The 26,475-nt window shown below is 42.2% G+C and carries 25 protein-coding genes; 13 read left to right on the forward strand and 12 right to left on the reverse strand.

Going from position 1 to position 26,475, the window contains the following annotated elements:
- Positions 1 to 170 precede the first annotated feature (170 nt).
- Positions 171 to 941 (forward strand): AMP-binding protein, encoded by a 771-nt coding sequence (locus tag AC13FX_RS09135; RefSeq protein WP_482880262.1) that lies wholly within the window; start codon positions 171 to 173, stop codon positions 939 to 941.
- Here the strand turns inward: AC13FX_RS09135 and hisA are convergent, their stop codons facing one another.
- Both hisA and AC13FX_RS09145 read right to left on the reverse strand, forming a co-directional pair.
- Positions 942 to 1,658 carry a 1-(5-phosphoribosyl)-5-[(5-phosphoribosylamino)methylideneamino]imidazole-4-carboxamide isomerase gene (hisA, locus tag AC13FX_RS09140; RefSeq protein ID WP_482880263.1) on the reverse strand — a complete coding sequence of 239 codons (717 nt, stop codon included), beginning with the start codon at positions 1,656 to 1,658 and terminating at the stop codon, positions 942 to 944.
- A 316-nt stretch (positions 1,659 to 1,974) separates the two neighbouring features.
- Complete coding sequence (locus AC13FX_RS09145) at positions 1,975 to 2,523, reverse strand: REP-associated tyrosine transposase (RefSeq protein WP_482880264.1); 549 nt, start codon at positions 2,521 to 2,523, stop codon at positions 1,975 to 1,977.
- 441 nt (positions 2,524 to 2,964) lie between these two features.
- On the opposite strand from AC13FX_RS09145, the gene AC13FX_RS09150 reads away from it, so the two are divergent.
- The 7 genes from AC13FX_RS09150 (at position 2,965) to lepB (ending at position 11,566) form a co-directional block, all read left to right on the forward strand.
- A complete protein-coding gene (locus AC13FX_RS09150; RefSeq protein WP_482880265.1) occupies positions 2,965 to 3,666 on the forward strand; it encodes an ABC transporter ATP-binding protein in 702 nt (233 codons plus the stop codon).
- Positions 3,666 to 6,215, forward strand: coding sequence for an FtsX-like permease family protein (locus tag AC13FX_RS09155; RefSeq protein ID WP_482880266.1), 2,550 nt, complete (start codon positions 3,666 to 3,668; stop codon positions 6,213 to 6,215). Before AC13FX_RS09150 ends, AC13FX_RS09155 begins: the two co-directional genes overlap by 1 nt.
- 24 nt (positions 6,216 to 6,239) lie before the next feature.
- Positions 6,240 to 7,442, forward strand: a complete 1,203-nt coding sequence (locus tag AC13FX_RS09160) for a lipocalin-like domain-containing protein (RefSeq protein WP_482880267.1) — start codon at positions 6,240 to 6,242, stop codon at positions 7,440 to 7,442.
- Positions 7,443 to 7,566: 124 nt separating this feature from the next.
- The gene (gene hisE / locus AC13FX_RS09165; RefSeq protein ID WP_411323102.1) at positions 7,567 to 7,905 is read left to right on the forward strand and encodes a phosphoribosyl-ATP diphosphatase; all 339 of its coding nucleotides are present in this window, start codon (positions 7,567 to 7,569) and stop codon (positions 7,903 to 7,905) included.
- Between the two features lie 156 nt (positions 7,906 to 8,061).
- The gene (lepA, locus tag AC13FX_RS09170; protein ID WP_482880268.1) at positions 8,062 to 9,864 is read left to right on the forward strand and encodes a translation elongation factor 4; all 1,803 of its coding nucleotides are present in this window, start codon (positions 8,062 to 8,064) and stop codon (positions 9,862 to 9,864) included.
- 17 nt (positions 9,865 to 9,881) lie between these two features.
- Positions 9,882 to 10,454 (forward strand): hypothetical protein, encoded by a 573-nt coding sequence (locus AC13FX_RS09175; RefSeq protein ID WP_482880269.1) that lies wholly within the window; start codon positions 9,882 to 9,884, stop codon positions 10,452 to 10,454.
- A gap of 8 nt (positions 10,455 to 10,462) precedes the next feature.
- On the forward strand, positions 10,463 to 11,566 hold the full coding sequence (gene lepB / locus AC13FX_RS09180; protein WP_482880270.1) for a signal peptidase I: 1,104 nt from the start codon (positions 10,463 to 10,465) through the stop codon (positions 11,564 to 11,566).
- Positions 11,567 to 11,637: 71 nt separating this feature from the next.
- Here lepB and rlmN read toward each other — a convergent pair whose 3' ends face one another.
- The 9 genes from rlmN to AC13FX_RS09225 all read right to left on the reverse strand — a co-directional run bounded on the left by rlmN (position 11,638) and on the right by AC13FX_RS09225 (position 19,963).
- Complete coding sequence (gene rlmN / locus AC13FX_RS09185) at positions 11,638 to 12,750, reverse strand: dual-specificity RNA methyltransferase RlmN (protein WP_482880271.1); 1,113 nt, start codon at positions 12,748 to 12,750, stop codon at positions 11,638 to 11,640.
- 76 nt (positions 12,751 to 12,826) lie between these two features.
- Positions 12,827 to 13,330: a Spy/CpxP family protein refolding chaperone gene (locus tag AC13FX_RS09190; RefSeq protein WP_482880272.1), complete on the reverse strand. Its 504-nt coding sequence runs from the start codon at positions 13,328 to 13,330 to the stop codon at positions 12,827 to 12,829.
- A gap of 1 nt (position 13,331) precedes the next feature.
- The gene (locus AC13FX_RS09195) at positions 13,332 to 13,679 is read right to left on the reverse strand and encodes a hypothetical protein (protein ID WP_482880273.1); all 348 of its coding nucleotides are present in this window, start codon (positions 13,677 to 13,679) and stop codon (positions 13,332 to 13,334) included.
- A gap of 2 nt (positions 13,680 to 13,681) precedes the next feature.
- Positions 13,682 to 14,311, reverse strand: coding sequence for an RNA polymerase sigma factor (locus AC13FX_RS09200; RefSeq protein ID WP_482880274.1), 630 nt, complete (start codon positions 14,309 to 14,311; stop codon positions 13,682 to 13,684).
- 63 nt (positions 14,312 to 14,374) lie between these two features.
- Positions 14,375 to 14,893, reverse strand: a complete 519-nt coding sequence (locus tag AC13FX_RS09205) for a Spy/CpxP family protein refolding chaperone (RefSeq protein WP_482880275.1) — start codon at positions 14,891 to 14,893, stop codon at positions 14,375 to 14,377.
- 73 nt (positions 14,894 to 14,966) lie between these two features.
- Positions 14,967 to 15,698: a M48 family metallopeptidase gene (locus tag AC13FX_RS09210; RefSeq protein WP_482880276.1), complete on the reverse strand. Its 732-nt coding sequence runs from the start codon at positions 15,696 to 15,698 to the stop codon at positions 14,967 to 14,969.
- Between the two features lie 30 nt (positions 15,699 to 15,728).
- Entirely contained in the window at positions 15,729 to 16,826 is a 1,098-nt protein-coding gene (locus AC13FX_RS09215; RefSeq protein WP_482880277.1) for a hypothetical protein, read from the reverse strand.
- 375 nt (positions 16,827 to 17,201) lie between these two features.
- Complete coding sequence (locus AC13FX_RS09220) at positions 17,202 to 17,957, reverse strand: ZIP family metal transporter (RefSeq protein WP_482880278.1); 756 nt, start codon at positions 17,955 to 17,957, stop codon at positions 17,202 to 17,204.
- Positions 17,958 to 18,088: 131 nt separating this feature from the next.
- On the reverse strand, positions 18,089 to 19,963 hold the full coding sequence (locus AC13FX_RS09225; protein ID WP_482880279.1) for a heavy metal translocating P-type ATPase: 1,875 nt from the start codon (positions 19,961 to 19,963) through the stop codon (positions 18,089 to 18,091).
- Positions 19,964 to 20,373: 410 nt separating this feature from the next.
- On the opposite strand from AC13FX_RS09225, the gene AC13FX_RS09230 reads away from it, so the two are divergent.
- Positions 20,374 to 21,423: a porin gene (locus AC13FX_RS09230; protein WP_482880280.1), complete on the forward strand. Its 1,050-nt coding sequence runs from the start codon at positions 20,374 to 20,376 to the stop codon at positions 21,421 to 21,423.
- A gap of 82 nt (positions 21,424 to 21,505) precedes the next feature.
- Here the strand turns inward: AC13FX_RS09230 and lgt are convergent, their stop codons facing one another.
- Positions 21,506 to 22,336 carry a prolipoprotein diacylglyceryl transferase gene (lgt, locus tag AC13FX_RS09235; RefSeq protein WP_482880281.1) on the reverse strand — a complete coding sequence of 277 codons (831 nt, stop codon included), beginning with the start codon at positions 22,334 to 22,336 and terminating at the stop codon, positions 21,506 to 21,508.
- Between the two features lie 348 nt (positions 22,337 to 22,684).
- Between lgt and AC13FX_RS09240 the strand changes: the two genes are divergently transcribed.
- The 4 genes from AC13FX_RS09240 to AC13FX_RS09255 all read left to right on the forward strand — a co-directional run bounded on the left by AC13FX_RS09240 (position 22,685) and on the right by AC13FX_RS09255 (position 26,420).
- Positions 22,685 to 23,236, forward strand: coding sequence for an REP-associated tyrosine transposase (locus tag AC13FX_RS09240; protein WP_482880282.1), 552 nt, complete (start codon positions 22,685 to 22,687; stop codon positions 23,234 to 23,236).
- A 340-nt stretch (positions 23,237 to 23,576) separates the two neighbouring features.
- Positions 23,577 to 24,227: a protein-L-isoaspartate(D-aspartate) O-methyltransferase gene (locus AC13FX_RS09245; protein ID WP_482880283.1), complete on the forward strand. Its 651-nt coding sequence runs from the start codon at positions 23,577 to 23,579 to the stop codon at positions 24,225 to 24,227.
- A gap of 2 nt (positions 24,228 to 24,229) precedes the next feature.
- Complete coding sequence (locus AC13FX_RS09250; protein WP_482880284.1) at positions 24,230 to 25,360, forward strand: DUF368 domain-containing protein; 1,131 nt, start codon at positions 24,230 to 24,232, stop codon at positions 25,358 to 25,360.
- A 79-nt stretch (positions 25,361 to 25,439) separates the two neighbouring features.
- Positions 25,440 to 26,420, forward strand: a complete 981-nt coding sequence (locus AC13FX_RS09255) for a universal stress protein (RefSeq protein ID WP_482880285.1) — start codon at positions 25,440 to 25,442, stop codon at positions 26,418 to 26,420.
- The last annotated feature ends 55 nt before the right edge of the window (positions 26,421 to 26,475 follow it).

Consider the following 26,475-nt stretch of genomic DNA (forward strand, 5'->3'; position numbering starts at 1 on the left):
GGTATAATATAGAAAATTATCCCCTGCACTTTTTATTGAATCATGTAATTAAATTGATAAATAATTGAACGTAGCCTCAGGTATCAAAGGTTTATTTACTAAAAAGTAAAATAATGAAGTATAAAAGACTCCAGATAACGAAAGACCCAAAAATACTCGTTGATAAAATCATGGATTCAGAGGATTCATGGCTGATAATCCCGCCTTACTACAGAGATAAAAATCCGGAGATCGGGAAATATGAAGGTGAGGGTAAATTCGTAGGTTTATTTTCCAGTGGAACTACGGGAACGCCTAAATGCATATGGAATGCCTTCGATAACCTGATCAATAATGCATTAAACACTCGATCAGCATTTGAGATCGAACCAAGGCATAGATTGCTGATCCTCGCTTCACCGTGGCATGTGGCCGGACTTAGCTGGGCATTGATGGCTGAACATTATGATAATGAGTATCAATTTATAGCAACCCAAAAAGGGGATGAAAAGAAATGGTATGAGGCTATTCAGCAATTCAAACCCGATGTTCTGTTAACCGTGCCGGCTGTTTTGAATGGCTTATTGGATTTCAAATGGAATGTGCCCAAGATAGTTTTTGGAGGAACACCTTTAAAACCTATGGAACTGGTAGCTATTTCAGAAAGATGTGTGGATCTATTTCAGGGATATGGCCAAACAGAAGCAGGGGGATTGATCACAGTCTATAAATACAAAAACCTGCCGGATGTGATCAATGATGAGCATCGCTGTTGCGGGCGACCGATCAAGGGAGTAGATCTGAGATGTAACGGAACAATAAACAAACCCGAACCGATCTTAGTCCGGTCAAAAACAGCATACACAGACGATTTCTATGAGACCGGTGACCTGGGCTATAAAGATGAGGAAGGGAATCTATATATTCATAGCCGGACCAACAGACCAGTCAAAAGTAAATGATCATTTATTGAAATTAGCCATCTCTTCAAGTGAAATCCTGCCTTCGTAATAAGCCTTTCCAACGACAACGGCCTGAATATTGGCATCATTGAGTTTATTGAGATCATCTAATGAAGAAACACCTCCCGAAGCGATCAATCTAATGTCTGGGAAACTATGGTTAAGATCCTGATATAGATCAAAATTAGGTCCGGTAAGTGTGCCGTCTTTTGAAATATCGGTACAAAGAACTTCCTGAAGGCCATTGTCTATCATGCGGCTTAAAAAAGATTCCACGGATTCCTCAGCAGTTTCAAGCCAGCCGGAGTAAGCAATTTTACCATCTTTCAGGTCCATTCCAAGGATCATATTTTCAGAATATTTATCCAGGGACTTCAGCCAGTCTTTTTCATTTTTGATCGCCATTGAGCTGCAGATCACTTTTGAAAGCCCGGCGTCTAAAAGCATTTCCACATCTTCAAAACTACGGATCCCTCCACCGGTCTGTACTGAAATTCCAAGTTCTGAAATGATCTCTTTTATATATGGAAGGTTTACAAATTTTCCTTCTTTTGCACCATTCAAGTCGACTACATGAATATGGTCAAAACCGGCTTCTTTAAATTTAGTAGCCTGATTTAACGGGGATTTATCGTAAACAGTGACTTCTTCGTAAGAACCTTTGTGGAGGCGAACAGCCTGACCATTCAATAGGTCGATTGCAGGGATGGTTTGCATAATATTGTTTTTTTGATTCGCCCTAAAGTTATGGGTATGTATTTAGAGTTACCCAAAAAACATTGGATAATTGGGTCGGTATAGTGACCCTGATAAAATAACACCGGTTCAATTGTCTTTCTATTTTTGATTCCAGTGTATGGCCATAACCGGTTTAAGCGTCTTGTGATATCTAATTCAGGCGTACAACCAAACCTGGTTCAAGCGTCCCGCTTGGACCAGTGGGTAACTAATCAATCACACCAAATTAACCTCGCACAAGCCTGATGCTTGCGTTAGTGGATGTTTTTAGTTTGGGTTATTCAAAGAAGCAAGATTATTGTAAGTAAGTAATTTTTAAAAGCCCACTTCCACCTGAGTAATCTAAAGCACTACTGTAAAGCCAACTCTGAGGAGTTTTAGTTAGCCCTGCTTTAACAGGGTTGAAATGAATGTAATCTAACTTTTGCCTGGCAACTTTACGTGAAAATAATTCCTTCGGTTGATTGTGTTGCTGCCAAAGTTGCCAGTCCTTATTGTTACTGTTATTGGTTCCTGCCTGAATCATTTGCTGATATATGGATGAGATTTCAGGATCATAGAGTTTAGTAGACATTTCTCTTCTAATCTGACGAGATGTATAACTTTTAAAATCCCTCAGGATATTAGAAAGTGGTTCTTTTTGAGATCCCATTATCATATGAAGATGATTCGGCATGAAGCACCAACCATAGATCAGCAATCCTTTACGGTCTTGGCAATATTGTAAACTGCTCAAAAGTATATTTGTATGGCTGGATTGATTAAATATTTTCAGCCACTTAATTACAGTGCACGTAACAAAATATGGCTGATGGGGATTAAGTATCTTGTATTTTCTACTCATGGTACCTTTTTACATGTAAGAGCATGTTTAGCAATAATCCTTACAAAATTTATTAAACGCAGGATTATTGAATAGGAGGCGGGTTTGAGGAGAAAAAACGTTTCTATTTACAAAACCATTTAAATTGAGATTTCTACACGTTTATAGAGTCACGATGACTAGTGAAATCTCTTTGCGTCTACTTCTAAAGTTATCGTCACTACCTGGTTCTTACCACCTGGTTCAAGCGTCCCGCTTGGACCAGTGGGTAACTAATCAATTACCCTAAATTAACCTCGCACAAGCGGGACGCTTGCGCTAGAGGATTTTGGGTGGCGTGCCACAAACAGTGTTTTAAATCAAGTAATGGAAACATATTAGATTCACTTCATAGTCATTAAGAAAGGAACAATTCGTGGATCGCAGATGTTTGGTCGGAGCAACAAATAAAATAACATCTGGATGAAAACCGAATCACATATATCCCTGACCAAAGTAAATAAGAGTTATCAAGAGGGAGAAAAAGAACGTTTAGTTCTCAATGAGCTTGAATTGACCGTAAATGAAGGCCAAATGCTCGTTCTTTTGGGAAGGTCGGGTTCAGGAAAAAGCACCATGCTCAATCTGATAAGTGGCATTGACCGGCCGGATTCCGGGCAGATCAGTATAGGTGGAACGGATCTTGCCCAATTGAATGAAAAAGAACGTACTCTGTTCAGACGGAAGAATATTGGATTCGTTTTTCAATCATTTAACCTGATCTCTACACTTACCGCAGAGGAAAACGTTTTACTGCCTCTGAAATTAAAAGGTATAGAAGATGAAAGTCGGTTAGAGAAAGCAGGAAATTTTTTGAAAGCTGTGGGGTTGGGAGACAGGGGTAACAGTTATCCTGACCGATTGTCCGGAGGAGAACAGCAAAGGGTGGCAATTGCCAGGGCACTGGCCCATGAGCCGATGCTTATACTGGCCGATGAGCCAACGGGGAACCTGGATTATGAGACAGGGAAGAAGATCCTGGATATATTGAATAAACTTGTTAGAGATAATGGTAGAACGATCATTCTTGCCACCCACGATCGTGACATTTGTTCCATTGCCGATCGGGTGGTTGAACTGCAGGGTGGCAAGCTACATGATGTAACCGAATTTGAAGGTGCCTGATGAGTTTTAAAAACAAGGATCTGCTCTGGCTTTCCAGTTTTCGTTTTTTATTACAACATCCCTGGCATTTTGGTTTATCAATACTCGGTGTTGCGTTGGGAGTAGCAGTGGTAGTATCTATTGATCTTTCCAACAGCAGTGCAGAAAAAGCCTTTGAACTTTCAACAGAAGCCGTAACCGGGAAGGCAACTCATCAGATAAGAGGGGCTGCCGAAGATCTTGATGAATCCGTGTATCGTTCCATCAGGATCGATGTAAAGGTCAGACAGTCGTCACCTGTAGTGGAAGGATATGCCAGTGTTGATGGCTTGAACCGAACAATGCAGGTACTTGGGGTCGACCCAATAGCAGAAGCCCCGTTCAGGGATTTTGCCAGCCAGCAGGCCGGAATTGACCTGTCAGCATTTATAAGCGGTAAAAATACAGGGCTTATATCAGAAGCCACTGCCAATGAAATTGGGGTCCAGGCGGGGGATACATTGGTCGTTAGGGTAGGGGGAAATCCTTTTCAATTGGAGCTAATTGGCTTGATAGAAGTTGAAAACGATAGAAGCAGACAGGCATTGGAAAGTTTACTGTTGGTCGATATCAACACGGCTCAAAGGTTCTTTGGTATGGATGGAAAACTATCCAGGATCGATCTGATCCTGAATGAGGAAGGACAGGAAAGTCTAAAACAAAGAATAGAAACAGTGTTACCGGAAGGAGCTTCGATCATCAGGTCCGATTCCCGAACTGAGACAGTAGCACAAATGACTCGCGCCTTTGAGTTCAACCTGCAGGCACTCAGTATGCTGGCCTTGCTTGTTGGTATGTTTTTGATATACAATACCATGACCTTCTCAGTGGTTCAACGCAGACCACTTATCGGCAGAATGAGAGCTTTGGGTGTTTCAAAGAATGAAATACTATTTACGATACTTAAAGAAGCCTTATTCATAGGTGTTTTGGGAACAGTACTTGGAATTATTGCCGGGATCTTTCTTGCTCAGATATTGGTCCAGTTGGTGACCCAATCCATAAACGATCTGTATTATGTACTCTCGGTTCAGCAATTGTCTATAGGTCTGTTCTCAATATTAAAGGGCTTGGGGCTTGGACTAGGAGCCACCATGATAGCAGCCTACTGGCCGGCAAGAGAGGCTGCTAATGCAGAGGTCACAACTGTATTGAAGCGATCATCGAATGAATCTAAGATCTTGAACAGGATCAAACCGCTGGCTGGTATTGGGTTACTGGTCGGTGTTGCAGGAGTGCTGATGCTGTTCATACCACAAGGTGGTATTGCAGCCGGATACTCCTCTTTGTTGTTTATGATCGTCGGATTTTCACTCATGGTGCCGGGATTGATAGTTGGTATGGCAAAGCTATTTCGCCCACTATTCGGGGCAGTTAACGGTATGATAGGTAAAATGGCAGTCAGGGGAGTTGTAACAGAACTTAGCAGAACCTCGGTGGCAATTGCCGCATTGGTGGTAGCAGTTGCAGCGACCGTTGGAGTTGGGGTAATGGTGGATAGCTTCAGAACCACAGTCGTCTCCTGGCTGGAATCTCAGCTTCAGGCAGATGTTTATATTCAGCCGCCAAGTTCAGTGGCCAGAACCGCTGATTCAGAACTAGAACCTGAACTAATTGAAGTATTAAAAGCAACAGAAGGTGTTGAACGGGCAGGATCTGTAAGAAGTGTAGATGTCAGAACCAACTTTGGAACTGATAATTTGGTTGCTATCGATCACGGAGAGGCAGCTAAAGAAGCCTATCAGCTTAAATCTGGGGAGGACAATTTCTGGCAACGCTATGATTCAGAAGATCTGATCATGGTCTCTGAGGTATATGCGTATCGAAAAGGTGTAGGCTTGAACGATACACTGGTGATCAATACAGATTCAGGAGATGTGCCCTTCATCATAAAAGCCATAAACTTTGATTATGCGTCAGATATAGGTACGATCACAATGAACCGGAATATTTATGATCAATATTTCAATGATGACGCTATCTCAGGGTTGGCTCTTTATGCTAAGAGTGGTGTCGATGTTGATGAACTCGTAACAAAACTCAGAGAGCGAACAGATGGAATGCAGGATGTATTTATCAGATCGAATCGCGGACTGAGGGAGGCATCGATCGAAATATTTGACCGAACGTTTACAGTTACTGTCGTATTAAGATTGCTTGCAATAATCGTTGCATTTATGGGAGTACTCAGCGCATTGATGGCACTGCAGCTGGAAAGGTCAAGGGAACTGGCTGTGCTAAGGGCTAATGGTATGACCCCGGGACAGCTATGGAATTATGTGATCAGTCAAACCGGAGTCATGGGGATCATGGCCGGTATACTTTCTGTACCACTGGGCATTCTGATGGCTTATATCCTGGTTTATGTGATCAATTTGAGGTCCTTTGGCTGGACACTTCAGTTTATGATTTCTCCGGAAGTGCTACTGCAGGCTGTCGGACTCGCATTTATAGCTGCCCTGCTTGCGGGAATTTATCCATCCAGGAAAATGGCAGAAGCAAATCCGGCTGATGCACTCAGAAATGAATAAGGCATTTTAAACCAGTATGATATTATGAATAAAGTAATTTGGAGTTTAGTAGTGGCCCTCCTTATAACCCTGATCGGTTATGGGATCTGGAATGTCCAACAGGATGACAAAGAGATCCGAGCTTCCGTTTCTGTTGCTGAAGCTATGGGCGGAGGAAGCAGTGAAGGATATCTGAGAGCTACCGGTCCAAGAGAATTTATATTTCCTCAGGATCACGGTCCGCATCCGGGCTTCAGAACCGAATGGTGGTACTACACCGGAAATGTATTCACAGAAGAGGGCAGGCAGTTCGGATATCAATTTACCATATTCAGAAGCCAGATGACCCCACCCGATCCAAATGAGATAGATATGGCTTATAACGAGGATTGGAATACCAACCAGTTGTATCTCGGTCATTTTGCTATTGCAGATGTAGAGAATGAAGATCATGTTTTTGAGGAAAGGTATAGTCGTGGAGCAGCAGGATTGGCGGGTTCGCAGGCAGATCCACACAGGATCTGGCTAGAAGACTGGGAGATAAGCAGAATAGACACATATGCCGAGGACGATAGGAATTTTCCGGTTAACATCAGTGCGGAAATGGAAGATGGTTCATCATTGGATCTTAAAATTACCCCGGCGAAACCGTTGGTTCTACAAGGCGAAGATGGCTATGATCCAAAGGGACCTGAGGACGGAAATGCTTCCTATTATCTGGCCTTTACAAGAATGGATACGGAGGGCGTAATTACCAAGGATGGACAAAAATATAATGTTGAAGGGTACAGCTGGATGGACCATGAATGGAGTACTTCAGCCCTGGGAGAAGAGCAGGAAGGGTGGGACTGGTTCTCTATACAGTTATCCAATAATTATGAGATCATGTATTATCAGTTGAGGAACTCTGATGGGTCGGTAAGTCAGTTTACCAATGGTTCCATCATAGATCCTGATGGTAACAAAACTAATTTTAAACCGGGGGATGTTACCCTTGAAGTACTTGATACCTGGAAAAGCCCCCATAGTAATGCTGAGTACCCTTCACAATGGTCCCTGACCATTCCGGGTAATGGCATTGAACTGCAGTTATCAACAGTTTTTTCAGATCAGGAAATGGATGTTTCTGTGAGATATTATGAGGGAGTATTGAAAATAGATGGGATAATGAATGGAGAGGTGATCACCGGTAACGGTTTTATAGAAATGACCGGATATGGTGAAAATGAAGGTGAACAGGTCAGGTAAGACTCATTTGTCAGTATTGGAAAATGTTTTGGTTTGAAATACCATATTAAATTTTTGGAATTACATTGTATAGGTGGTCTAAAAAGGAGAACTTCAAACCCGCTAAAAAAAACTAAACGGTAAAATGGCTGATATAAAAACCATCACAGAGAAAGACTTTGAATTTTTAATTGAGCTGGAAGAACTCATCTATGATCGAAAAAAGGAAATGCCTGATGGCTCCTATACGACGTCCATGTTCAAAAAAGGTATTGACAAGATCGCTCAAAAAGTAGGAGAAGAAGCGGTTGAAACGGTGATCGCATCTAAGAATTCGAAAGACAAAGAGACCATAAATGAATCAGCTGACCTGATCTTTCACCTGATGCTGCTGTTGGCTGAAAAGGAAATACCACTGCATAAAGTCATAAAAAAGCTTCGAAAACGCCACTCTAAAGGGACTCATAAGCATATAGGTGAATAAATAGTGAACAGGCCTTGTGTTAAATTGGTTTAGAGGTTAAACAACATATAACTCATTTGAGAGTTCATAAATAACCATTAACCATATTTTAACAGCTCCTGCCTTCTTTGTATCTTTATGGTTTAAAGTGAGACGCACCCTTATCCTATTCAATTCATGAATAACATTCGAAATTTTTGCATCATTGCCCATATCGATCATGGGAAATCAACTCTGGCAGACCGTCTTCTGCAGAAAACCGGCGCTATAAGCGAACGGGATATGAAAGAGCAAATGCTGGACGATATGGACCTGGAGCGTGAGCGTGGTATTACTATCAAGAGTCATGCGATCCGTATGGATTATAAACGTCCAAATGGTGAAAAATATATTTTCAACCTGATAGATACACCGGGCCATGTTGATTTCGCCTATGAGGTTTCCCGCGCATTGAAAGCCTGTGAAGGAGCTATTTTGGTGGTTGATGCTGCTCAGGGAATTGAAGCGCAGACTATTTCAAACCTGTATCAGGCAATCGAACAAAATTTAGAGATCATTCCGGTTCTTAATAAGATCGATCTGCCGGGAGCTGACCCTGAGGGTATTGGTCAACAGATCGTAGACCTGATTGGGTGTGAATACGAAGACATTCTACATGTTTCCGGGAAAACCGGTGAGGGAGTGGATGAACTTCTTGAAGAGATCGTGGATAAAGTTCCAGGTCCTAAGAGGGAAGAGGATAAACCTTTGAGGGCACTTATCTTTGATTCAATATTTAACACTTATCGTGGATCTATCGCTTATGTAAGGGTTATGGAGGGAGTACTTAGAAAGGGGGACCTCTTTAAGTTCATGTCGAACCATCAAGAATATAATGCTGAAGAGATAGGGTATCTGAAAATGAAGCAAGAGCCTACCAAGGAGCTTCATGCCGGAGAGGTAGGGTATGTGATCGGAAGTGTGAAATCATTGCAGGATGTCCGTGTGGGTGATACCATCACGAAAGTAAATAATCCGGCCACTGAACCAATCCCTGGATATCAGGAAGCAAAGCCAATGGTTTTCAGTGGAATTTTTCCAACCAATGCAGATGACTTTGAGGATCTTCGGGCGGCTCTTGAAAAATTACAGCTGAATGATGCATCACTGACCTACGAACCGGAGACCTCAAAAGCTCTTGGTTTCGGATTCAGGGCAGGTTTTTTGGGCCTATTACACATGGAGATCGTTCAGGAACGACTGGATAGAGAGTTCGATATTGACATCATAACTACCGTACCGAACGTTCAGTACGAAGTGGAGCTGGTGGAAGGAGATCGTATACAGGTGGATAACCCGAGCCAGATGCCGGCCGTAGGTGATATTGAAGATATTTATGAGCCATACATCAAGGCAAGCATTATTACCCCGGCTGATTATATTGGTCCTGTAATGAAATTATGCCAGGATCGGCGGGGTATTTACGTGAATCAGTTATTCATGCAAAATAATCGCGTTGAAATTACGTATGAATTACCAATGGCAGAGGTCGTATTTGATTTCTACGATCGTCTCAAATCCGGAACCAGAGGTTATGCCTCACTGGATTACGAATTTATTGAATACCGAAAAGGTGATCTGGTCCGTTTAGATATCCTGTTGAACGGGGATCAAGTGGATGCCCTTTCGAGTATAACGCACAGAGACAAGGCTTACCACCTTGGGCGTAAAGTTTGTGCAAAATTAAAGGAACTTATTCCTCAGCAACAGTTTGAAGTAGCTGTACAGGCGGCGATCGGAAACAGGATCATTGCACGAGATACTGTCCGGGCAATGCGTAAAGACGTGACCGCTAAATGTTATGGCGGTGATATTTCTCGAAAAAGAAAACTTTTAGAGAAACAAAAGGCCGGTAAAAAACGAATGAAGCAAGTAGGAACTGTGGAAATTCCACAGGAAGCCTTTCTTGCTGTTCTATCTATGGACGAAGACGACAGGTAAAAACTATGCAGAACTTAATGAAACGCGTATTATTCTTTTTCATCATGATGGTCATGATCTCAACTGCTGCCCAGGCACAGTTTGAAGAACCGGTCATCAAGAAGGTAAGCAATGAAGATCGGGCTAAATTTCAGCAACAATTTTCAGACATCAAGTGGACAGGACAGGGATTTAACTTCAATGAACTGGACAGAATGCCTGCAATTGAGATCCGTGCAGTACTTCAAAGTGCTTACGGAGACCCAACCCAAACTGTAGAAGACATCATCGAAAAAGATGGCTACCTGAGGGATGGCAAATCCATTCAATTCGAATATTGGTTCATCATTGATGGATACATCCCCATGATGGTGCTGGACCTTGAAGGCCCCTTTGACAATGGTTTGGTTTATGTTGGAGCGAGCCGTTATGTAGATCTTATGCCACAGGTCAAGCGGACCCTTACAAAAGAACTCAGGGATGCATCTCCCAAAGAATATGTTGACTATTTTTATTCACCGGAAAGAAGCCAATGGTATAAGGTGTCGTATTTGGCAGGTGAATACAAGAAGGAAGAGATCAAGAAACCTTCACACATTAATACAAAATAAAGCAGAATTTGAAAGACGATAAGACTCCTGATAATCAGGATAGCAGCTCATACTGGCAAAAAAAGAAGGCTAAGGTAGAAGAAGAGAATAAGAAGGCGAAATCCTGGCTCAGGGAATGGCTGGATGCGATCCTTTTCGCATTTATTGCTGCAGCAATTCTTAGGGCATTTGTGTTTGGTTCATACAAGATACCTACTCCCTCTATGGAAAATACCCTGATGACCGGCGACTTGCTCATCGTATCAAATATCACTTACGGCCCCAGGACTCCAATGGCCTTGTGTATTCCTTTTATTCAGGGAGCTTGTGTTCCCGGTGTAAAACTTCCGTGGACTCGTTTGCCAGGTTTGAGAGATGTTGAGCGCAATGATATCTTTGTTTTTAATGTGCCCTGGGAAGTTAAACCGGTATCGCAAAAAACAAATTATATCAAGCGGGCCGTTGCAATACCCGGAGATACGATATCTATCAAAGACAAAGTATTATATATAAACGGGGAGCGTGAAAAAGATCATGAGGGAGTACAGAAACACTATGTACTCAGAATGGATGATCGTATTCGCCTGAGCAGTGCTAAAATGGAATCCGTTGGTGGAGAATTGATCGGCTACGACAACAATAACACTTATATAGTGAACATGACCGATCAGGTAGCCGAGCAGGTCAGTGGCTGGGCCGAGGTAGATACCATGTACCTGAATATCACGCCCGAAAATTCAGTTGACAGAAATTATACACAAAGTCAGGGAGAATTCTCCAAAGCTTTTAATAATCCTGATCAAATGAGCGAGATCGTAGTTCCATTTGAGGGACAAGAGATCCAGTTGAATGATCAGAACTGGTTTATTTACAAGGATATCATTGAGCGTTACGAACGAAATGACCTGAGAAGAGAGGGCGATACGATCATCATAAACGGAGAAGAAACGAACACCTATACCATTAAGCAGAATTACTACTTTGGGATGGGAGATAACCGGGATAACAGCATGGATTCTAGATTCTGGGGATTTGTCCCTGAAGATCACCTGATCGGAAAGGCGACCATTGTGTGGTTTTCCATCAGAAATTGGGTTCCCCAATTTGACCGGATATTTACAATGATTGACTAAGAAGGGACTTGGGTACAGGATTCAGTGTCGAGAACTGAATCCTGTATCCTGAGTACTTTTCACTTTCTTTTTTAAGCCTTAGCCATAGTTTTACCTTTTGGAGCCCCTTCCCGGATGGCCAACTGACCACACCCGGCATCTATATCATCCCCGCGACTTCGCCGAACGGTAGCCCTTACATCATTTTTGATGAGTTCCCGCATAAAATTATCGAGGCGTTCTTCACGAGCTCTTTTAAGCTCCACACCGGCAACGTTATTATACATGATGATGTTGACCTTGCTCGGCACCCATTTAACGATCCTGGCCAGATCCCGTGCATCCTGAGGACTATCATTGAAATCATCGAATAGCAGGTATTCGTAAGTGATAGGCTTTTCAGTCGCCCTGTGGTAGTATTTTACCGACTCTTCAAGACTTTCCAGATTCATGGAACTGTTGATAGGCATGATCTCGTCACGCTTAGCATCAGTAGCTGCATGAAGGGATATGGCGAGATTAAATTCTTCCTGATCATCTGCCAGTTTTTTGATCTGTTTGGTAAGACCCACTGTTGACACCGTAATTCGTTTAGGTGAAAGTTCAATACTCAATGGGTCAGAAATGATATGGGCTGAATTGACAATGGCCTTGTAATTATGGAGAGGTTCACCCATTCCCATGTAAACGATATTGGTGATCTTTTTACCATATTTTTCTTCGGCCAGATCATTTATATACTGAACCTGGTCCACGATCTCACCGTGCGTGAGGTTACGGAACAGTCCCATTTTTCCGGTGGCGCAAAAGGCACATCCAAAAACACATCCTACCTGAGAGGAAACACAAACGGTCAATCTTCGTGCGGCGCCATCCGCAAAGAAATCGGGAATGAGAACGGCTTCCACTTTATAGTCTTTTCCTTCATCCGTCAGTTGAAACAGAAACTTTATGGTGCCGTCCTGAGATTCCTGCTGTTGTACCGGTTTGATACGGTTGATCGTGGCGATCTCACGCAGTCTTTCTCTTAGATCCTTGGAAAGATTGGTCATATCCTCAAAATCAGAGACACCTTTTTGGTATAACCATTGGAAGATCTGATCTGAGCGAAAGCTCTGTAAGCCAAGCTCTGAACAAAAGTGATTCAGTTCGTCTTTGGTAAGGGCTTTAAGGTCGGTTTTTTGGGTCGTGTCAGTAATTGTCATAGACTCCAAAGATACGGATAAATCCCTCGAACTTCGAACTGATCAGCTAGAAAGCAAAGGGGTAGAAAATATAAGATCAGTCCCGGTTTTTACGTCTGTTTCGTTCATTTTCTTGCTGCCCGTGACGTTGCATGAATTCTTTGAAGCGTTCAGCCTGTTCATCATTAAGGATCTCCCGGATGTCCTGCATGTGCACATACAGAGACTCTTCGATCTCTGCATAGCCTCGTGTAAGCGATTTAACCAGGGAATCTCGCATTTCAGGGTCATGTTTTTCGTTCATAAGAACGTAATTTAAGTAGGAACGGCGGGTATTATCCAGGTCTCTTTTTATAGACCGGATCTCCCCAAAATGTTCGCGTCTTAGCGCATCCATCTTTTCAGACTGTTCTTCGGTCAGCCCTAACTCATTCTTTATGAAATGCTGCGAACTATTTCTGTCTCGGTCATTTTCACGATTCTTATGCCAATCACGGCCATCATTTTGATCCATCCAAACAGAGACTAAAATGATGGCATTCAGTACCACCATGATCACCAGTCCGGATAATGCCCATGTATATTTTTTCGATAATTCCATGTTATTCTTGCTCAAGGGTTTCGTAATACTCAATGTCCAGCACCTGGTAACTGGCAGTAAATTCCTCTGCCCAGTTTTCGGTAGGTGTGGCTGGCTCAGCAGTATCATTGGCCGGTTGAAATTGAATGAGTGAGATCAGGTTCAGTGATACCATGATCAGTACTGCTGCAACTGCCACTTTAAAGCCAAATTCGGTTTTATCGGAAAGTTGGTAATTATTCTCATTCCTACGGTCAAATTTTGCGGTAAGTCGGCTATAGAAGAACGCATCGGTCTTTGCCGGTTCAATGTTATCCAGCGACCTCAAGGTTTTATCCACTTCCTCATGTATGTTCATTTTCTTTTTCATGATCAATCTATTTCATTTTGATGATAGTAGGAATGAAGTTGTTTCTTCAGGTTTTCCTTGGCCCTATGGATCAAGGATTCAACGGCAGGGAGACTGATCTTCATAACATCAGCTACTTCCTGATAACTCAGTCCCTCAACCTTTTGAAGAGTGAAGGCTACTTTTTGTTTTTCAGTCAACTTATCAATTTCCGCAAACAGGACCCTGGCCCGTTCTTTATTTTCAAGTTCAACCCCGGGGTGCATGGATTCTGTTTCATCCACATTTTCATCCGGCTCGTTGAACATGGCATTCAATGCCTTAAAAAATCCCGATCGTTTTTTTCGTTTTCGGTACCGTATCAACTCCAGTGATTTAGTGACAGCTATTCGATAGATCCAGGTGGAAAGTGAGGAGTCTTCCCGGAAATCACTTATTGAATCAAAGACTTCAATAAAAACTTCTTGTGAAATATCTTCTGCATCGTGAGGGTTTCGTAAAAATCCCATACACGTATTATATACACGATCTTTATGATCATTTACCAATGTCCGAAAAGCTGATTCACTTCCCTGACTGAGTTGTTCTATAAGAGCCGATTCTTCGATTCTTTCGGTGGCTTTATAAGTTGTTTGAATTTTTATCAGTGGCATTATAAGAACCGAAAAGTATTAAAGAAATGCAGGGTATTAAAACCCTGCATTTCAGGAAAACTGTTAGAATGATCGTCCTCTTCTGTTATTTTTATTCATTCGCTGACCTTGTTGTTTAGGACCGCGCATTTGCTGCATGGTATCAAACTTTATGCGTTGTTCCTCAGTCAGTATTTCACGGATCTGCTGCTGATGCCCTGTTCTCATAGCCATCATCGCTGTTCTCAATTCACCTATTTCTTCAATTAGTGCATTCACTGCAGCCTCATCATAATCGGCAGAGGTTCTTAATGTACGCAATTGGGCATTTTTTTCCTGAATGTTATTTCTGAGAGGTATCATTCCTTTTTGCCCATTCAGGTGAATTTCTTCGACCTTGACTCTTTGTTCATCAGTCAGGTTCAGCTGGGTCATCATTCGTTGTTGATTTTGACCTTGTCTGTCAGCGCGATTCATCATTTGTCCCTGACAATCCCCTTTAGCCTGATCTTGCATTCTTCTGTTTTGCTGTTGGGCTGAGACGTCAATAGTCAGGCCGATCAATAAAGCTGATAAAACGGAAAATTTAATAATGTTTTTCATGGTGCTCTCCGCAACTAATTATTTGTTCGTTTAATTAGATGCCGGTTGTGCAATAAACCTTCGGGAAAAATGATCAGCAATCCTGAAGCGGATGATCACCCTTTAATTCTTTTCTCAGTGAGGGCCATTTTGGATAGAACCGGGTCATATAAGCATAAAACCGATCGTTGTGTAATCTTTCCAGAAGGTGTACCATTTCGTGGACCACTACATATTCCAAAAATTCAGGGCGTTTCTTAGCCAGTTCAAGATTCAACCAAATGCGTTGATCCCGAATATTACAAGTTCCCCAACGTGTTTTCATGCGCTTAACCCCAAATTCGTTCACCTTAACCCCCATCACAGGTTCCCATTTTGCGATCAGTTTTGGGATCATTTCTTTCATTTTAACACGGAGCCATTCGTTGAAAACCTGTTCTCTCTTGGATTGCTCAGTACCTGGCCTGATTTGAAGCATCAGTTTCCGTTCCTCTTTCAGGTATATTTTTGGGGCCTCTTCTTTGAATATGAGTTGCAGGGAGTGGGCCTTACCCCAAATATGAACGGTTTCACCGGTTTCAAAATTTGGTCTGGTTATGCTTCGTTGATCAGGAACCCGGTTCAGGTGTTTTCTGATCCATGAAATCCGACTTACGATAAATTTATGAACAGCAGATTCAGGGGCCCTTTTAGGAACCGATACCTTTACTTCCTTTTTAGAAGGATAAACCCTGAGATTCAAGTTCTTCACATTCTTACGGTGAACTTGTATCTCTAAACCGGAGATGGTAATCGTAGATCGGCTGTAGGTTTTATATCGAGGCATGAGCCAAGGTAGCCACTTTAATTCTGTCTATCAAAATCTTGGATTAACCACATTATTATAGATAGACCCAAAGTTGAATTCAAACCCAATAGAACCTCCATAGTTATAGGAGGTAGCCTGTTGTTTAAGGTTCAATAATCGTTCTTCCTCAGTCAATTCACCGGCAGCCAGGCTAATCTGATCATTTATAAGAGAGTATCGGCCTGAAAAGAATACTGATAATCCCTTAACAATTCGCATATTTACCCTGAATCCCATATTCAAACGATTTTTGCTCAGGTCGTGCATATAGGCACCGGCATCAGCCCAGCCATAAACGCCACCCCAGGGTTGGGTGAAGTCGGCCCGAAAGGTCAATTCATTTCTCCAGAGGAATTCTTTATCTACGTTCAGAATGGTTGTTTCTGTGTAGTTATAATGGGAACCAAGTATTCCATATCTCAGAGTGATCTCCCGTTGATTGAATTCTCTGTAAGGGAACAGGCTGTACTCGATAGATGGAGTGGCTCCTATACTTAGATCAATATTGTTTTGAGTGGAGGATCTGACGCGGGTATATCCGCCAACGGTCCAGTGATCTCCAAGACTCTTTGCGATCAATCCTGTGAAATTTTGATTTTCTGTAATAAAGATATCGGTGGTTGTAGTGCCATCCTCTTCTTCATTCTTGAAGGTACGGCGGTCATAATTCTGCCGATATGAAAAATCGATCTTCCAGTCGTTTGTGATACGCCGAGCATCGAAATTACCTCCCAACCAAAAGTTACCTCTTGATTGTTCCCCGCTGAAACGGGTACTAAGCCCCACCTCAAAGGTCCAGCTATTCCAGGGGTCATTGATCTCAAGTTCCTCATCTTCTTCAGAGATGGTTCCGGTAAAATCCACCTTCAGGTCAGAAAATACAGCCCTATCCCTGAGAAAGTGGATCAGACCTAGCTCAACATGATCTACCAGTCGGTTCCTCATCATATCATTTGTGTCAGATTGCGGGCTTATGAATACGATGGTATGATCCTCATCCGGAGAATGACCGGGGGCCATAAAATCGAGTGTGTGTTCCCAACCACCGCTGCCTGTCTGCTGTAGGGTTACCAGTAGGTGAACCTCAGCTACTTCCTGATCCCTCACAAAATTTACATAATTGATCTCAGACCTTATGAAACTACTGCTGCAGCCCCTACAATCAAGATAGACATTGATGGTCTGCCTGGATCTTTGGTTATTTTCTTGAGCTAAAGCTAAAGAAGGAATCAAGAATAGAAATAGAAAAAACAGCTGCCGAAGTAGTTTATATTTATTAGTCAATGATCTGTAGATGGAGAGTTTTAATATTTCTGCAAATATAAAAAAGGTGGCTATTAAGCTTTGCAAAAAAAGCTAAAATCAGGGCTCTATTTTTTCAGAAAGTTGAATGCATGATCGTTGTGGTCTTAACGTGTTGTTTCCCCAAATATTTTTTTCGTAAAAAAATCAAACCAATGCCTTGTTGACGTAAGAGTTCCTTTACTGCCCCAATAAAACCTGGAATGCACTCATCGCAAGTACGGCTATTGTGACCCAAAGCCCAACTTTTTTGGCCTCACATTTCTCAAGTGCTTCAGGGATCAGATCAGCAAAGACCATCCAGATCATGGCACCGGCAGCGAGTCCAAGTCCAAATGGCAGGTATTGTCTGAAAATTTCAACGAAAAGGAAGGCAGGTATAGCCATCAATGGTTGTGGTAAACTGGAAAAAATACTCCACCAAACAGCTTTAAGGGGGGATGTGCCCTTTGGAACCATTACCAGGCTGATCGCAAGACCTTCCGGAATATTGTGAATGGCAATAGCAATGGCTATAAAGATCCCAAACTCCATAGTGCTGGCAAACGAAACACCCACACTAATTCCCTCAGCAAATGAATGAACCGTCATGATCCCAAGAAACATAAGCATTCGCTTGCGTTTTCCGCCAATCAGATCTTCGACATCAACTTCACCGCGGTTTTCCATCCATTTGTGAGCAACCACCACAAGAATGACGCCGGCTGCCATACCACCAATGGTCATCCACTCACTGACCTTGTAACCTTCCATGATCAGGCTGAAACTTGCTGCAAGCATCAGCCCGGAAGCGGCAGCGTTTGACTTACCTAAAAGGGATGGAGAAATATCCTTAATGAAAAAGAAGGGGACAGCTCCGAGACCGGTTGTTATTGCTGTTAGAAGCGCATATAAAAAAACCTGTATAATAGGAGTAGTTAATAAGTCCGGGAACATGTAGATAAGTGTTTTTCAAGTGCGCCACGATGATAAAAATTATGATATTTATACACTAACTAAATAGTGTACACCACCTGACTTAGTATTTACAATAAAGGAATAGGTTTTTCGAGGCATGCAGGGAATATTTATGAATTCTTTAGTAATCTAAGGCCATTCAAAACCACTAAGAGAGTACTTCCCTCATGACCAATTACGCCAAGTGTAATGGGTAAATCGAACAGAAAAACGGAGCTTACCAGCATGGCAATAACTGCTAAACTGAAAACAATGTTTTGCCACACGACTGTTTTCGAACGCCTTGCTAAACGAATCATATATGGGAGTTTGGTAAGGTCATCTGACATCAGGACGACATCGGCTGTTTCTAAAGCAACATCGGTACCGGCCGCGCCCATAGCTATCCCCAAATGACTGGCAGCAAGTGCAGGTGCATCATTGACCCCATCGCCGACCATGGCAACCACTTTTTCTTGAGTTAACTTTTGGATGAGTTCCACCTTTTGGTCTGGTAGCAGCCCGGCATAAAATTTCGAGATATTTAGCTGCTCAGCTACGTTTTGTGCTACATTCTGTGAGTCTCCGGTAAGTATGGTGATATCATCAATACCCATTTCAGCAAGCTGAACTAAGGTAGAATAAGCCTGTTCTCTGATTTCATCTGCCAAAGCAATGGCACCGACCATTACACCATCCGTTGCTACATAGATCACTGTTTTCCCCTGGTCTCTTAAAGTTTCGACACGGCTCTGAAAGTCTTTCGGAAGATCAGGTAAAGTGTCTTCAAATAAATATCGATTTCCTAGCTTTAATAAAGTGCCATTTACTCTAGCTGAAATACCCTTACCTATGATCGCTTGCACACCTTCTGCTCTGGTCAGGCTAATCTCCCTGTTCTTTGCTTCATTGACAATAGCTTCAGCAAGGTGATGTTCAGAATGCTCTTCAGCTGATGCTGCAAGTCTAAGTAATTCATTTTCAGTTCCTGAAATAGGAATGATGTCGGTTACTGCCGGTTTGCCTTTTGTCAGAGTCCCTGTTTTATCAAAGGCAATAGCCTGAATTTTAGCGGCTTGTTCCAGGTATGCTCCCCCCTTGAATAGTATACCTGAACGTGCTGCATTTGCAATGGCAGATAGAATACTTGCCGGAGTAGAAATGATCAGTGCACAAGGTGAGGCAACCACCAGAATGGTCATGGCTCGATAAAAAACGGGATCAAAAGGTTGATCAAACACGTAATGGGGAATGATGATCAATGCAATGGTAAAGAGTATGACACTGATGGCATAATTTGATTCAAACTGGTCAAGAAATCTTTGTGTCTCTGCTTTCTTATTTTGAGCTTGCTCTACCATTTTAATGATCTTGGCCAAGGTGGTATCTCCAGCAAGCCGGGTCACCTGTATTTCAAGAATACCGTTTTCATTGAATGTAGCTGCAAACACCTCAGACCCTTCTTCTTTAAATACGGGGGCACTTTCACCGGTAATTGCAGATTGGTCAACAGTCCCTTTTCCTGATCTAATAGTGCCATCGATAGGAATTCGTTCGCCGGGTTTTACTACAATGATGTCGCCGATCTTTAGGTCTTCGACCAGTACTTTTTGTTCGGTGCCATCTGCACTTCTGACCAATGCTTCTGATGGCCGTAACTTCATTAGGGCCCGGATAGCGTTACGGCTTCGTCCCAGTGCAAAATGCTGTAAGGTATTACTGAGTGAGAACAGAAAGAGAAGCATGGCACCTTCCAGCCAATAATCGATAATAGCTGCACCGATAGCAGCCAATACCATCAGTACATCCACATTGAACTTACCTTTCATCAAAAACTGGATACTTTCAATCAGCCCAAAGTAACCGCCTGACAGGTATGCAGCTATATAAAAATAGCGAGCTGTATCAGCAGAAAACAGACCAAATAAGGATCCAAAAAAACCTATACCAAGTGTGAGGGTACAGATCAGGGTGAGGAATACCTCAGCCCGGTGTTCTCCTGACATTCCCTTGATATTATTAAGTATCGATCGATAAGTCATGCAGAGGAATAAAAGTTTTGAAAAATATATGAGCTCTTAACTTGATCACCTAACATTATTGTTAATTTAGAAGGGAATTAAATAAGAGCTTAAGTTATTTATTCTATTATTTGAGGGTGATAATAGAACTAAGTCAGTAAATGGTAATTAATGGTAAGTTTTGTGATCATCAAAGCATCCTTAAACTGCTATAAAACACCTGTTGAGATACTTGTTTTGAGTGGGATTCTTAATTGTCTTAAGTGAAAAGAAGATCTGTCGATAAGGAGTTTAAATGATCAAGGTAGATTCATAGCATGTTCACATAGATGTTATATTTACTTACGCATTTTTAGTTAAACATTAATTTTAAATAGTATATAAAAGTCATAGTAATGAAGATCATCAGATACGGATTTTTGGGTTTTATGCTGGTAATAACCGGTTTAATATCCACAGAAGTAACAGCTCAAAGCAATTCAGATAATACAGATCGTATTGAAGAGCTTAGAGATAAGCTAAAAGGAGAGACATTTAACCTGAGTACCATGATCCTAGTGCAGGGAGATTTTGCCTTTGATAAGGATGCTGCTGCGGGAACCAGAGGTTTCAATGTGCCACAGGCCCGTTTCAAATTAAATGGTAAACTGGACGGCGGGTTCAGCTATAAACTTTATGTTGACGTGGCTGACCAATTTACTCTTTTGGATGCAGAAATTGGGTACATGTTGAATGAGGATCATCAGGTAATAATAGGTGCTCAGAAACCCGGTTTTAGTAAGGAGTTTTTGACAGGACCTCAAAACATAGATTTCTACAGAAGAACATTTGCTGTAGTTGCACTGACGCAGGAACGGGATTTTGGTATTCGTTTTACAGGAGACCTGAGTGAAAATGTAAATTACAGTTTGGGAATGTTCAATGGAAATGGGCTGGCCAGAAACAATGATAACAATTTTTATTACGTAGGCCGTCTGGGATATATAACAGAGCTTGATGAAAATGGTGTTTTAGATGGTGGCCTGAATTTCTCATATGGCGAGTTGAGCAACAGTTCGATCGCAGGTGGAGTCTTACCTAATATTGATGGAGACCGGGTCACTTATGGTGCAGACCTTAGGTATGAGAGTGAAAGCCTGATATTGGCAACGGAAGTGTTAGGGGCAGACCTCGAATACACCGGGTTCCCTGAATCTGATAATGTTTTTGGGTTCCATCTAACCGGAGGTTACAAGATCGACCACAATTCCACCGTTTTAGCAAGGTATGAAACCCTCCAATCTGACCTGTTGGGAGCCGGGATCGATCAGGATCGTATTCTTATTGGTTATACCGGTGATCCAACCGCACAAACCCGATACAGAATTAACTACCTGCTGCCTGTCAATGATGGAGCCGAATTTAAGGATCATGGTATCGTTATGACGATGAGCTTAGATTTCTAAGATCAGATACCTCTACATATCATTTAAAATAAAAAGCCTCTTGATCCAAGAGGCTTTTTTAATGAAGATAGAATAGTGAAAATTAGTTTTCAGGCTGAGCCGGCTGTTTTTTCCAGTCCACAACTTTGATAAGTATATATATACCTATCAGGATCAGAGGGATACTTAGTAATTGCCCCATATTAAATGCCCAGTCTGCAGCAAAATTAGCTTGCGGGATCTTAGTGTATTCCAGGAAAAACCTGCCTGAGAATAGCAATATCAGGAATGTTCCGAATAATGAACCTTCAGGGGGTGCATTTTTATATTTTTTATAGATCCACCAAAGCACGGCAAAAACAGCAAGGCAAAGAACGGCTTCATACAGCATGGTTGGGTGGCGGGGTACCATTCCCAGAGGTCCCGGAAGGTTTGTAAAGATGACCCCCCAGGGCAGATCGGTCTCATGTCCGTATATCTCAGAATTGAAGAAGTTTCCGGTTCTGATGAAGGCACCGCCAATAGCTGTTGGAATAACAACCCGGTCGGCCAGCCACCAAAAGCTCATTTTCGGTGTTTTTTTGGCCAGATAATACATGGCTAAAACAATACCAATGGCTGCGCCATGGCTGGCCAGCCCGCCATTCCATACGGCAAGAACCTGATCCAGATTGCGGAGGTAATAAGATGGGTCATAAAAGATCACGTGGCCCAGGCGGGCACCTATCACAGTTCCCACAAGGATCCATGTGAGAATACTTTCCATCTCTTCAACTTTGCGTCCGGCATCTTTCCACAACCTTACGCCAAACATATATCCGGAAACGAAGGCACCGGCAAATAACAGACCATACCAGCGCGGAGCAATTGGCCCTAATGAAAAGATCTCGGGGTCAATTCCCCATGTTAGATTATCTATCAGTGCAAGTATCATAGGATATTTTGAATGGAAATTTATGACCTGAAAATAAGAAGCTGCGTATCATAAAAAAATTCATTTCAAAGATAGTCTAATTTGTTAAACTGTTAATCTCCGAAGCTTTCAGCTTCAGGAGTTTAGTAACAGAAGGCTCCGCCTTCACTCAGGACTAGTAGCTTACCTTGGATTACTTACAACACCTGCGACGATTAATTACAGGTATGTGGAGGTACAGCCTCCGGTTGCTTGTGCTTTGAAGCAGGATGCTTCAAAGATCCAATCAATATTGGTTTTGTTTGGGATTAAGGTTGATACAGGTAAAAAGATCCTTGACAGGAATATGTAAAATTCTAAATTAAAACCATGGGAGGGTACAAAATATATAATCAGCATCAAGCTCATTTCATTACTTATTCGGTTGTTGATTGGATCGATGTATTTGTAAGGCCAATCTATAAAGAAGTGGTGATAGACAGCTTAAGGTATTGTCAGAAGAATAAGGGGCTTAAAATCCATGGATGGTGCTTAATGACCAATCACATTCATTTAATAATTAGTGCTGAAGAAGGGGCAAGTTTATCGGGAATTCTAAGGGATATGAAACGACATACAGCAAAAACCATACTGGATGACTTACATAACAACAGGAAAGAAAGCAGAAGGAAATGGATGCTTTGGATGTTCAGGAATGCCGGTAAGTACAACAGGAACAATGAAAACTTTCAGTTCTGGCAGCATAATAATCACCCAATGGAAGTCAGAACTAAAAAGTTCTTTACCCAAAAAATGAACTACATCCACTTTAACCCGGTCAAAGAAGGATTATGTTATCGACCGCAGGATTATCCATACAGCAGTGCAAGGTGGTATATTGATAAGAAAGGCCTTATAGAAATTGATGAGCTATTGATTTAGAATCTCAATCCCTTCACACTCTCTTCACTGCAATCTCCCACAATCTCCGAAGCTTTCAGCTTCAGGAGTAAAGTACCGGAAGGCTTCGCCTTCCATTGGGGGCAACCGAGTGAGCATTAGAATGATATACTGAACTATTTTACTTCCTGCAAGTGGAGGCACAGCCTCCGGTTGCTTGTACTTTGAAGCAGGATGCTTCAAAGATGTTGTTAAGAAGAGAGTAAATGGAGTTAATAAAAAAGGGTGTTTTACCGAAAATTTAGCAGATTTTCGTCCCTCATTTATTTGTTCAAATGCCTATACTTGCCATACAGGTCAACAGTGAATTAACAGGTGTATTTTGCAACAAGATCGAAGATTTGTAAGACCAAGAAAACAGTTGGTTGAGCATTTAAAGAAAAAAGGGATCAAGGATCCCCGGGTATTGGCTGCTATTGGCAAAATACCGCGACATAAGCTTATTGATACAGCTCTCTATCCAAAAGCCTACTACGATACGGCATTACCGATAGGGATGGGGCAAACTATCTCTCAGCCCTTTACAGTAGCCGCTCAAACTGAATTATTGGCCATTGAGCCGGGAGACAAGGTCCTGGAGATCGGAACCGGATCGGGATATCAGTGTATGGTTCTTTGTGAAATGGGGGCTGATGTTTACAGCGTGGAAAGACATAAGGAATTATATCATCGGGCAAAGGAGTCACTTAAGGAATTTGGTTATAATGCCATGCTAAAAGTTGGAGACGGAACCCTTGGTTGGTCAACCTATGCGCCTTATGATGGTATTGTGGTTACAGCCGGCGCCCCTGTAGTACCGGACGACCTGGTTCAGCAACTTAATATCGGAGGACGGCTGGTGATTCCGGTTGGAGATGATGAAAAACAAATGATGCTTCGCATTACCCGGGTGGGGGAAAATGAATTTGAACGGGAAGAACTGGCCGATTTCAAGTTTGTACCGCTGATCGGTGAAAAAGGGTGGGGAGAATAAGCTTGTCTGATCAAAAAATTGACCGCCCCAAAGACTCAACAACTTTTAAAGAAGCACCCTATTTAGCCTTGAAAGGTTTTTTAATGGGATCTGCCGACATCGTTCCGGGGGTAAGCGGCGGAACCATGGCGTTGATCGTTGGCATTTATGAGCGTTTGCTCAATGCCATAAAAAGTGTGAACGGCAGATTCATCAAACTCTTCTTTACCTTTAAATGGAAGAAAGCTTTCAGTGAGATCCATTTATTGTTTCTGGTATTTTTATTTGCAGGGATCTTTGCCGCCCTTGGCTTTTTTACCAAAGTAGTGCCGCTGCAGGTGTATATGTTTACGCATCCTGAGATCGTGTTTGGGCTCTTCTTTGGCCTGATCCTGGGATCCATTTACATACTTATTAAAGCTCTTGAACGATTTACCAAAGCAGAAATTCTAGCACTGATCGCCGGGGTTCTGTTTGGAATCTGGATCGTATCACTGGTCCCTGCCGACACCCCTGAACACCCGGCTTTTGTATTTTTGAGTGGGGCTATAGCTATCTGTGCCATGATATTGCCTGGGATCTCCGGTTCTTATCTCTTATTGATCATGCGGAAATATGATTATCTGCTGTCACAGATCGGAATGCTGGGTGGTGTAGAAACTGTGGATGGCCTGATCGGCCTGCTTCCTTTTATACTCGGAGCTGTAGTAGGATTGGCCCTCTTCTCCCGTTTCCTTTCCTGGTTGCTTTCAAAATATCATCCCCAGACAATAGCGGTACTGATCGGATTTTTGATCGGTTCACTTTATGTGATATGGCCCTATCAACACAGGGAGTACGTGCAAAAAGTGAGTGTGTCTGATGTGGTGTATATGGATGATCCCATGGTTCAGGAGCTGAAGAATGATCCCCCAAACGTAAATCTGCCTGAATATAAAAGACTGGGGGAGGTCAAAAATGAGGAATCTACCTTTGATGAAATGAAGCAGGTTGAGATCGAAACGGTCAAAAACAAAATGATCAGATCTGAACCCTATATACCGGGTTGGATCGGTTCAAAAGAAAACGATCACCCGAATACCTGGGGAGGAGTGATAGGGATATTGGTCGGAATACTGATGGTTGGCGGACTGGAGCGGCTCAGAGATAAATAAACAAAAAACCAGGGTTGTAACATTGTATTGCTCTGATTTATTTTATAATTAGAATGTAGAAATCAATAATGGAGTCATAATGAATATTAAGCGAGTTTTAATACCTACCGACCTTTCAGAAAAATCGAACGCTGCCCTGGCATCAGCTGATCTGTTTATAGATTCCTTTGATTGTGAGGTTGACCTGATGCATGTGATTCCAATGTCAAAGTACCTGGGAGACAGTTTTGACAAGATCGGTGTGCCATTGAACATGAATAAGGATGTATACCCAAAACTGATCGAAAATCAGCGTAAGGAATTAAGTGCCTTTGCTAACAAGCACATCAAGAAAAAGGAGAACCGCGGTGAGTATATTGTCACAATAGACCGAAAGCCATCCGATTCCATTCTGAATCAAATTGAAAAAGGGAACTATGATCTCGTGATCATGAGCGCACGGGGCTCTCACTTTGCTGACTTTTTCCATGGGAGTGCCACTGACAAGGTCATAAGGCGATCAAAAACTCCTGTGTTGACCATGTCTGAGACCATGTTTTTTGATAAGATCAATAACATTGTAGTTCCCTGCGATTTCTCAGAACATTCGTTAGCAGCCATACCGCTTGCTTTTGACATGGCCCGAAAATTTGGCGCCAAGATCGAGCTACTGAATGTCATTGAAATGTATAGTCATGATATTCACGGAATTGAACCTACAACATTCGGTATTGATGAGAAGGCCGTTTATGCAGGTATAAAAAGCAGGCTCAGATCCTATTTCGAGGATATTGAAGATCATAACTTCAGTGTACTCGATGGGGATGAACTATATAAAGATACTCTTGTGTTGGTTGAAAACGGTAAGGAATCTTCTGTAGCGATGGATACTGTGGTACTGAAATCCATTGCCGCACATCATGAGATCGTGGATTACTCCAATGAAAATGCAGACCTTGTTATCATGAGTACCCACGGTCGTTCCGGATTGTCCCGTATGTTATTGGGATCCACGACTGAACAGGTCATACAGCACCTCAATAAGCCGCAGATCACCATCAAGCCGGACCTTAAAAAGTAAAGGGTACTTCTTCACTGAACCTTCACAGATTTTTGTTATGCTTTTATAACACATA

Source organism: Gracilimonas sp. B-17, from assembly GCF_056857935.1.

Bases quoted from the DNA above. Each gene is read 5' to 3' on its own strand.
- AC13FX_RS09160 (WP_482880267.1), top strand. From the start codon at position 6,240: ATGAATAAAGTAATTTGGAGTTTAGTAGTGGCCCTCCTTATAACCCTG.
- lepA (WP_482880268.1), top strand. From the start codon at position 8,062: ATGAATAACATTCGAAATTTTTGCATCATTGCCCATATCGATCATGGG.
- lgt (WP_482880281.1), bottom strand. From the start codon at position 22,336: ATGATACTTGCACTGATAGATAATCTAACATGGGGAATTGACCCCGAG.
- AC13FX_RS09175 (WP_482880269.1), top strand. From the start codon at position 9,882: ATGAAACGCGTATTATTCTTTTTCATCATGATGGTCATGATCTCAACT.
- hisE (WP_411323102.1), top strand. From the start codon at position 7,567: ATGGCTGATATAAAAACCATCACAGAGAAAGACTTTGAATTTTTAATT.
- AC13FX_RS09255 (WP_482880285.1), top strand. From the start codon at position 25,440: ATGAATATTAAGCGAGTTTTAATACCTACCGACCTTTCAGAAAAATCG.
- AC13FX_RS09200 (WP_482880274.1), bottom strand. From the start codon at position 14,311: ATGCCACTGATAAAAATTCAAACAACTTATAAAGCCACCGAAAGAATC.
- AC13FX_RS09210 (WP_482880276.1), bottom strand. From the start codon at position 15,698: ATGCCTCGATATAAAACCTACAGCCGATCTACGATTACCATCTCCGGT.
- AC13FX_RS09220 (WP_482880278.1), bottom strand. From the start codon at position 17,957: ATGTTCCCGGACTTATTAACTACTCCTATTATACAGGTTTTTTTATAT.
- rlmN (WP_482880271.1), bottom strand. From the start codon at position 12,750: ATGACAATTACTGACACGACCCAAAAAACCGACCTTAAAGCCCTTACC.
- AC13FX_RS09155 (WP_482880266.1), top strand. From the start codon at position 3,666: ATGAGTTTTAAAAACAAGGATCTGCTCTGGCTTTCCAGTTTTCGTTTT.
- AC13FX_RS09190 (WP_482880272.1), bottom strand. From the start codon at position 13,330: ATGGAATTATCGAAAAAATATACATGGGCATTATCCGGACTGGTGATC.
- AC13FX_RS09145 (WP_482880264.1), bottom strand. From the start codon at position 2,523: ATGAGTAGAAAATACAAGATACTTAATCCCCATCAGCCATATTTTGTT.
- AC13FX_RS09240 (WP_482880282.1), top strand. From the start codon at position 22,685: ATGGGAGGGTACAAAATATATAATCAGCATCAAGCTCATTTCATTACT.
- AC13FX_RS09135 (WP_482880262.1), top strand. From the start codon at position 171: ATGGATTCAGAGGATTCATGGCTGATAATCCCGCCTTACTACAGAGAT.
- AC13FX_RS09150 (WP_482880265.1), top strand. From the start codon at position 2,965: ATGAAAACCGAATCACATATATCCCTGACCAAAGTAAATAAGAGTTAT.
- AC13FX_RS09230 (WP_482880280.1), top strand. From the start codon at position 20,374: ATGAAGATCATCAGATACGGATTTTTGGGTTTTATGCTGGTAATAACC.
- AC13FX_RS09205 (WP_482880275.1), bottom strand. From the start codon at position 14,893: ATGAAAAACATTATTAAATTTTCCGTTTTATCAGCTTTATTGATCGGC.
- hisA (WP_482880263.1), bottom strand. From the start codon at position 1,658: ATGCAAACCATCCCTGCAATCGACCTATTGAATGGTCAGGCTGTTCGC.
- AC13FX_RS09195 (WP_482880273.1), bottom strand. From the start codon at position 13,679: ATGAAAAAGAAAATGAACATACATGAGGAAGTGGATAAAACCTTGAGG.
- AC13FX_RS09225 (WP_482880279.1), bottom strand. From the start codon at position 19,963: ATGTCAGGAGAACACCGGGCTGAGGTATTCCTCACCCTGATCTGTACC.